The 7,244-nt window shown below is 52.0% G+C and carries 5 protein-coding genes; all 5 read right to left on the reverse strand.

Going from position 1 to position 7,244, the window contains the following annotated elements:
* Window positions 1-490: 490 nt before the first annotated feature.
* The 5 genes from VMT62_15215 to VMT62_15235 all read right to left on the reverse strand — a co-directional run bounded on the left by VMT62_15215 (window position 491) and on the right by VMT62_15235 (window position 7,090).
* Window positions 491-1,690, reverse strand: coding sequence for a hypothetical protein (locus tag VMT62_15215; GenBank protein ID HVN97778.1), 1,200 nt, complete (start codon window positions 1,688-1,690; stop codon window positions 491-493).
* Window positions 1,691-2,019: 329 nt separating this feature from the next.
* Window positions 2,020-4,062: a recombinase family protein gene (locus tag VMT62_15220; GenBank protein HVN97779.1), complete on the reverse strand. Its 2,043-nt coding sequence runs from the start codon at window positions 4,060-4,062 to the stop codon at window positions 2,020-2,022.
* 298 nt (window positions 4,063-4,360) lie between these two features.
* Window positions 4,361-4,834: a helix-turn-helix domain-containing protein gene (locus VMT62_15225; protein ID HVN97780.1), complete on the reverse strand. Its 474-nt coding sequence runs from the start codon at window positions 4,832-4,834 to the stop codon at window positions 4,361-4,363.
* A 449-nt stretch (window positions 4,835-5,283) separates the two neighbouring features.
* Window positions 5,284-6,099, reverse strand: a complete 816-nt coding sequence (locus tag VMT62_15230) for a tyrosine-type recombinase/integrase (GenBank protein ID HVN97781.1) — start codon at window positions 6,097-6,099, stop codon at window positions 5,284-5,286.
* A complete protein-coding gene (locus tag VMT62_15235) occupies window positions 6,083-7,090 on the reverse strand; it encodes a tyrosine-type recombinase/integrase (protein HVN97782.1) in 1,008 nt (335 codons plus the stop codon). The genes VMT62_15230 and VMT62_15235 overlap by 17 nt, the downstream gene beginning before the upstream one ends.
* Window positions 7,091-7,244 lie beyond the last annotated feature (154 nt).

Here is a 7,244-nt window from a genome sequence, read left to right on the forward strand (position 1 = left end):
CTCAGCCGGTGGCTTCCCGGAGACCCGCCGCTTTCCGTTTCCTTCTCACGGAGGGTCTGGCTTTATCGAGTGACCCATTTTGACTTATTTTCTATCAAAAGGAATAAGATTTGTCAAACAAATAATGCGAATGGGTTCAGCCATGACGAAATCATTGATTACGGGTTGGACTCCTGCATCGAGCAAAGGAAGTACGAAAACAAGACTTCAGGAAGCTATACGTAACAAAAGCTGCTTTTTCTTGGTATATCAGTTAGTTACATACCGTTTTCCATTATCTGTTTTCTGTGTTTCGCTGTCAAGAGAGTTCTTTGTTCTTTAGGGCCGTCGCTATCATAATAGATAACCATCCGTGTTGCTACCGTACTGAGGAACTGTGAGAAGGTGAGACAGCTTTCCATAGTTCCACAGGGTTCTGGCTTTGCCGCTGTGCGCGCGGAGTTCGGAAACCCGCTGTTTTTGCTTTCTTGGTTTTTCTAAGGATCAACTATTATTCATGCCACGCCTCACCGTTGCGCACGTCATGGATGAGGAAGCGCACACCCTGGTTGTCTGTCGGGTTGAGCCAGAGCATGCGGGTAAAAACGTCATCGGCCTCTTTGAACCGGCCGAGTCGCCAGAGACAGAGACCATAGCCATTGAGGCATCTAAGGAATGGGCGGTTGTTGATGTGCCCCCAGGGAAGAAGTCCCTCGAAGTTCTCTCCAAGGGAGAGCTCTCCGATCCGCACCCCGACTTCGTAGTGACGGATGGCTTTCTCCGGTTCGTGATCGAAGACAAGATTGCCGAGGTGTGCGTGCGCATCGAGACAACGGAGATCTGCAATGAGAAGGTTCATGAGTGTACGGTTTGCCTCACCGTAGTCACCGGCTTCTTTTAACTCAACCGATTCGAGTATGGGATCTGTGTAAGGATCGTCCGGATCTTCGCCGGGGATCACCTGTTCCATCACATACGCAGATCGCGGGCCGCGCTCGATGATTGGTTTCGCCCAGTCTTCGATCGGTGTATCCGGTTCTCCCCAGTAGTGCTCGTGCGGGAGCCACATCCCCTCGTCTTCAAGTTTGAGGGGCGTAAGACCGAGGGCAGCGACATCGAGGCGCCAGGCCTTGATTTCTCCGGAGAGATAGGGATGTCCTGCGTAGCGCCACTTCTTTCGCGGCGTGACTGTGATGAACTCACCCGGCACGACATCCCAGGAGCGCGTGGACCGGAGTGTGACATCTCCCTTTCCCAGGATGCGGCAGGAGATAGCATTTCCCTTCACCGCCAGGGCAATCAATTCAATATCGTGGGTCAGGTCGAGATCCTCCTCCGTTGCCTTTTGGGGTTTGCGCTTAGCAGGGACCTTGCCTTGAGCATACGGTTCGATTCCGAGCCACTTACGGTAGGCAGCGATAGAGCGGGCGGCCATCGTGCCTCTCGGGAAGAACAAATCACACGCAGCTACCTGGTATTCAGTGCCGTCCTCACGCCGGCAGCGCGCGGTCAATCCGCGCCGCTCGTTACCCTCATAGTCAATGGTAAGTACGGTCACCGCCTCTCCAATGACAAAGGCCTGTTTGGGAAGCCCAAGTTCGTCTTCAAGTCCCTGCCGGAAGGCCCAGAGTTGTTCGTCATCGCCGTCAGCGTCGATGATGATCTCATCCATCAATGCATCCAGTTCCTCATGGTTTGTTTTGCTTTTCATGGAGCAACCCTTTCTTGTCGTTCTCCAACGTCCCCCGCTTCTTTTCTCTTTTTCAACACGAGGATCGGCGATATCGTTTCTTCGCCACGGGTCCTGTGATCTCCCGCCATCGGTCCTCTGTACCCTCGGTGTTCATGAGGGTGGCTTCGGGGATCCTCATCCTCCTCCTCCAACGCCTGCATCCGTTGTAGGACCACTTCCATGGCTTTGTCGTAGTCCCGTCGGACCTTGAGGTTTGCGACCCGGCAGTAGCGTTGGGTCGTGATCCAGTTTCCATACTATGCCTCACGATCTCCCGAGTGATAGATGTCGGATTAAAGCCTATATCATCAACGGCCTGCGCCCATTTTCTTCATGAGTGGCGAGTTAACTCCGGGATGCTCATAAAGGCATCCGTTTCGGCCATTGTAGGGGTAGGTCTTGATTTTGCCTTTCTTTCCCCAAGCTCGTGCTGTCTGAATCGATACTCCCAATAGCTTCGCCACTTCTTCCGCAGTCAGCTTCCCGGTATTTCGCAATCTTGTATACCGGGTCTTGAGGTTATACCCGTGGACGATCCCAGTTACGACTCTCCTGTCGAACCGGCGACCCTGGCCGGATTTGAAACCGCCCTGGTTGAGGATGGCCGCAATTTCACCATAATTATGGTCGCTCAGGAGTTCGTCTACCGTTTCGACGATCTTCGAGTCCACAACGTTGTACTGCCATCCCTTTAACGGAGGGGGGACCTTTATGGTTTTCTTGGCGCCGCCTCTAAACCTCACGTGCAGCGTGATGTCTTCTCCTCTGATCATGGTCACATCTTCAATTAGGAACCTAATCATCCGCTTCTTCTCGCGGAGTGGCGTTTTGGGATCCTTCCACAACTTCGGGAACTCTCTGGCCAGTTTGAGTATTTCTTGCTGCTGCTCGACCTTCAGGTTATCTGATTCCAATTGGCGATGCTTTTCATAATGGTCTTTTGCCTCTTGCAGGGCTTTGAGTTTACCATTCCATTCCGCTTCAAGTGTATCAGCAACAAGCCGGTTATCGGGATCGACCTGCATGAAACGTCGTCGGGCGAGATTGGCATCATATTCAGCCCGCTCCACATGCTGCTTGCGCAGTTTGTCAGCTTCTTTAAAACGGCCTTCCAGTTCTCGCTGGACCTCCAGAGCCGCTTCCAGTGTCAACGGGGTGACCGATTCCATTAGGAGCTTGTCAATCGCTTCATCGACACCAGCCCCGGGTATGTATTGGCAACTATTTTCCCCCCTTTCGATGCGATTGCGCTGACAGAGATAAACCGGGTCGACCTGTCGTGTACGTTGGTATTTATATCTTATTGTCATTCGCTGTCCACATTTCCCACAAATCGCCAATCCCTGCAAAAGACATTCTCCCTCACGAGGCGGCGTTTTCCTATCAATGTTGTTATAGGCGATCCCATTTTCCCGTATCCGACGTAAGTTCCCTTCATATTGATCCCACGAGATATAACCAGAATGGACGTCCTTCAGCAGCACCAGCCACTTGTCTTGAGGAACTTGAAAAAAGGTTATTGATCCATCCACCTTTCTCCGGGATCGCTGTCGTCCGTAATAGTATGCTCCAGCGTAGCGCGGATTTCTTAGAACCACCAGCGCACGGCTGTAAGTCAATGGCCGCCACTGCAGGTCTCCTCTGTTGGGGCCGTAATGGATACGGTAGGGAAACTTCATCTCATCTTCCCTGAACGCTTTAACCGTGGCAAATGCTGCCCCCGTCCGTTCAAAAATGTCAAAGAACAAACGAAAGCACTGCTGAACCTGCTGGTCCGGGTCAAGTATGATTTTGTCGTTGTGATCATAAACAAATCCGGTCGGCAGCCGCGTCTTGAACTCACCCCGTCGGGCTTTGTTCAAAGCGCCCCCTCTTAGCCTCGATCTTAACACGTGAAGCTCTACTTCAGAAAAAGTTCCTTTCATGTTGAGAAGCAGTCGATCGTTGAAATCGGTTGGATCATAGACCCCTTCCTCATCAAGAATAAGGGTGTCGGTTATAGCACAGATCTCCAGGAGCCGTGCCCAATCGGCATTGTTTCGCGCCAGACGTGAAACTTCCAGGCCCATGACGAGTCCCGCATGTCCTAGGCTCACTTCCGTCATCAGGCATTGAAATCCTTTTCTATCAGCTACGGAGGCGGCCGTTTCGCCCAGGTCCGAATCTATGGTCACAATCTGCGCGACGGGCCATCCCAACGAGATCGCTCGTTCGCGAAGGGCATATTGGCGTTTTGTGCTTTCAGTGTTCTCAAAGACCTGCTTCAGGGTAGATTGCCTGATATAGCAGTACGCCTGCCTTTTTAGGTGGGTTGATGTCACCTTCTGATCTGGACGTCGTGAGAACTCCATGATTGATCCCCTTTCAGATTGGATACCATTAGGTTCGCCATGACTTTTATCATTTCTGAGTTTGTTCCGTGTTGAAGGGCAGAAATCTGAGGATGCTTATCCAAAATTGCATCTGAAGGCGGCCTGCATTGATGATACATTTCAGCCCAGGCAAGCATTCCATGGTGTATAAACAGGGCCATCCCCAGGCTACGCATGGAAAGAGACGCTTCTTCTCGCAATACCTGTGTACGCAATGACTCATATTGCACTAAGGCGCCCTCAGTTAATTCTGTGCTGGTAAGCCGGGGACACATCTTTATTCCTTTTTTTTTCTCCGTACCATGGCGCGCTCTATGGATCGGGGATGGACGTCTTTTCCAAATTTCTCCCTGATCAACAACGCCAGCTTTCTGGAACGAAGCGGTTTGCCTTCCTCTGTTTTTCCCTCGATGAAGACCAGGATTTCATCAGTTATCTTGTGGGAAGACCTAGGCCCCGGACGCTTTCTGATAAGTCCGCTCACGCCACCACTCTTAAACTGAGATTGCGCCTTATAGAACGCCGGCCGTGAAAAACCATAAGCTTCAGATGCCTGTTTTACCGACTTGCCCTCCTTATCGACGGCTCGCAGCATTTCATACTTGACCTGGACGAGATCATGAGGATCAAAGAAATCGAACTTTGGGTCCGAAAACATCTCTTCCGTGACCTTCTCCGGATGAGGATTGAAAGCGCCGTATTCCTTCAACCGCTTTAACTTTTCGTCGTCTGGCTTTTGGGCACGTCCCATTTCCATTCCCCCTCTGATCAAGATAGTTAATATAATTATGCCGCATATCTTGGTCAATGTCAAGTCAGATTTGCTTTAATGTATCAATATTAAAAGCATATATAAACTGATTATCGGTATATACGTAGCACATGCGGCAAATTTACTTTTACATTTGCGGCATAATTTACTTTACAGCACTGCTCCGTCGCTTAGGGCGCCTTCTTCCGATTTCACCGAGAAGACGCGCCAGTCCGAGGAGATCTTCGACTCGGAACAACGTGCGTTCACCCGAGAGGAGGATGAACGGATCCGGCGCTGCAATATCCGTCCAGTCCAGCGGAACGGAAGACTTGCGCCCATTGGGATTGAAAAAGAAGACGCGACACTCGGCTGGCAATCGCCTTACTTCCACTGTCTCGAGATCGATATCTCTATAGGGGTGGAATGGGTGGGTAATTCGGAAGGTCTTATGTCCCAGATCTTGCTGGGATGCAGTTAAAAAACTCTGTGGTGGTGATATGGGCATGTCCCAGAAGATCCCGAATGGAAGAGAGATCGGCATCGGCGTTGAGGAGCTGGGTTGCGAGGGTATGACGAAGGCAATGACACGACACGTTCAATCCGCTTTTTCGTGCATAATACTCCATCCTCTTCTGGATGCCGCGGACGGAGATCGGGTTCCCCTTCATCGGCCCCTTCTCGACCAGGAAGAGCTGTTTCGCCTTCGATGATCGTTTTTCAAGGTAGGCGGCAAGGGCAACGCAGGCATCATCACTGAGGTAGACCATGCGGTCCTTGGCGCCTTTGCCGCTTGAGACAAAGAGCTCTCTCCTTTGGAATTCTACCGCATCGACGGTGAGGTGGGCAACCTCTTCCACCCTCAAGCCCGAGCGCAGCATCAGCATCAACATCGCCCGGTCACGCGCCTTCGTGATGACAGACAAGAAATTTGCAACCTGCTCGTCCTTGAGATGGCGGGGCAACGGTTTCGGCAGGCGGATGGAGATTTTGGTGACAGGGTTCGTCAGTGCCATCCCTTCTTCATGGATGAGATACTCATAGAAACCTCTGATGATTTGCAAAGGGCACGTGACCGTTTTCGGACTCAACCGTTTCCAAAAGAGGTGATCCACATAGACTCCCACCTCGCTGCGGGTCACGCGTTCAAGCGGGACGTCAAGCCAGCGGGTGAACTGGGCAAGGGCGTTCAGGTAGGCCTTCACGGTGTGCGCCGCATAGTTCTTTCTCTTCAACGACCGCCGGTATCTATCGATCATCTCCATCGATCTCTCCTTTCTCGATTTTGGCCATGGCCCGGAAGTATTCCTCCTTCCGGGTTTTGTCGGTGAGCCGGGCATACCTGCCGGTCATCTCGATGTCCTGGTGCCCCAGAAGTTTTTGAAGGCATTCCAAACGCATCCCGGCGTTGAGCAACTCGGAGGCGTAGGTATGGCGAAGCGAATGCACCGTGTAACCCTTGTCAGTAAGCTTGGCTCGGGTGAGGTACTTTTTGAAGCGGCTTGCAGCGGCGCTGTAGCAGAGGGGCCGGTCGGTCTGGCCGTAAAAGAGAAACTGCTTCCCGGGGTCCCGTCGCTTGAGCCAGCGCTTTAAGGCGAAGAAGGCATCATCCGAGAAGTAGACCACCCTCCCCATGCTGTTTTTCTCTCCCTGGAAGAGATGAACCTTTCGATCCCGAAGATCGATATCATTGAGGGTGAGGCCGAGGGCTTCACCGATCCTGATCCCCGTCCTTAAGAGTAACAGGATCAGGGCCCGGTCCCGGGTGTTGTGGATCGCACAGAGGAGCTTTCGCAGATCCTTGGGGGCGATCGCCCTGGGAAGTGCATCGGGAAGCTTGAACCTGATCGTTTTCTTAGTGGCAGTCGCGGGAATAAGATCCTGTTCGACCAGGAAGTGGAGAAACGCCATGAGGGAAGCCATCCGAGTCTTTACCGTTGAAATCTTGAGGCCCCGGTCCTGCTCGTGCTCGATGAAGGCTTCAAGATCGCCACGTTCCAGGTCCTTCAGATCTTCCTTGCCCAACTCCCTGTAAAAGTCGAGGAAGAGTCTGGTTGAGGTGAAGGAACTGTCCAGCGTTCTCCGTTTGTGGTTCAGGCGTGATTTGTGACGCAGGTAGTTCGCGAGCTGGTCCTTGGCCGGAAACTCCAGGGGTGAAAGACGTTCGAGGATATGATTGACCGGCGTCTGTGCACGATGCTCACCTGATACTGCGCTTTCGCTTGGTTCATGGATGGATGCCTGTGTCTGGGTCATTCTTTCCTCCTTTCCCTTTTTCAAGAAAAAGCAGGAAAATGATGACCTTAGCGGTTGTACAGGTCAATCAATTTTGTGACGCATAGCAGGAAGAAGTTGATCGGCGAGCCCGTTATCGTATCGGTCTGTGAAGAAGGATACCGTTCATAGGCGA

Source organism: Syntrophorhabdaceae bacterium (assembly GCA_035541755.1).
In the GTDB taxonomy this organism is placed as follows: domain Bacteria; phylum Desulfobacterota; class Syntrophorhabdia; order Syntrophorhabdales; family Syntrophorhabdaceae; genus PNOF01.

What these genes read in the sequence shown, in the direction of transcription:
- VMT62_15235 (HVN97782.1), bottom strand. Translation starts at nt 7,090, where the DNA reads ATGACCCAGACACAGGCATCCATCCATGAACCAAGCGAAAGCGCAGTA.
- VMT62_15215 (HVN97778.1), bottom strand. Translation starts at nt 1,690, where the DNA reads ATGAAAAGCAAAACAAACCATGAGGAACTGGATGCATTGATGGATGAG.
- VMT62_15220 (HVN97779.1), bottom strand. Translation starts at nt 4,062, where the DNA reads ATGGAGTTCTCACGACGTCCAGATCAGAAGGTGACATCAACCCACCTA.
- VMT62_15230 (HVN97781.1), bottom strand. Translation starts at nt 6,099, where the DNA reads ATGGAGATGATCGATAGATACCGGCGGTCGTTGAAGAGAAAGAACTAT.
- VMT62_15225 (HVN97780.1), bottom strand. Translation starts at nt 4,834, where the DNA reads ATGGGACGTGCCCAAAAGCCAGACGACGAAAAGTTAAAGCGGTTGAAG.